The organism is Rubidibacter lacunae KORDI 51-2 (assembly GCF_000473895.1).
Lineage (GTDB): Bacteria > Cyanobacteriota > Cyanobacteriia > Cyanobacteriales > Rubidibacteraceae > Rubidibacter > Rubidibacter lacunae.
This window is the reverse complement of the sequence record NZ_ASSJ01000088.1, coordinates 1-697: the sequence shown is the minus strand read 5'-3', so window position 1 is coordinate 697 and position 697 is coordinate 1. Positions and strand designations below refer to the sequence as shown.

Here is a 697-nt window from a genome sequence, read left to right as displayed (position 1 = left end):
TTGAGGGAAGTCGAATCGCACTGCCCAAGATTGGTCAGGTGAAGCTAATCCTTCATCGCCCGATACCTGACGGGTTCACCATCAAGACCGCCAAGGTAACGCGAAAGGCCGATGGCTGGTATGTGAGCCTGCTACTGGAAGACAAGACCGTTCCGCTACCTACTTCTGATGTCGATATGGCTAAGTCCGTCGGCATTGACGTTGGGCTGAAGGACTTCTTGGTCGCCAGTGACGGTGACAGCGTTCCAATCCCGCAGTTCTTTCGACGCTCGGAGCTGAAGCTAGCCAAGTTGCAGCGGCAGCTATCTAGGCAGAAAAAGGGGTCAAATCGCTGGCGCAAACAGGTGAATCGCATCGCCAAACTGCATCTAAAGATATCGCGTCAGCGGCGCGACTTCTTTTCTAAGGTGTGGGATTCGCTGTTCTCAAAGTACGATGTTGTTGCTCACGAAAAGCTAAATATCAAAGGACTTGCTCGCACCAGACTGGCGAAGTCAATCGCTGATGCTGCATGGGGTACATTCTTGCAAATGGGCGCTTGGAAGGCTGAAAGAGCTGCCAAGTTAACCATTGCCGAGAATCCACGCGGAACCAGCATTGAATGTTCGGGCTGTGGTGAGCGGGTACCAAAGACGCTGGCTGACAGGGTGCATAGCTGCCCCTCCTGCGGACTGGTTCTAAACAGGGACCGCAACGC

The 697-nt window shown here is 53.7% G+C and carries 1 protein-coding gene; it reads left to right on the top strand.

Features of this window, described 5'->3' with window-relative positions; translation table 11 throughout:
• Positions 1-697, top strand: a 697-nt coding sequence (locus KR51_RS16635) for an RNA-guided endonuclease InsQ/TnpB family protein (RefSeq protein ID WP_022609331.1), incomplete at both ends; no start/stop codon positions are given.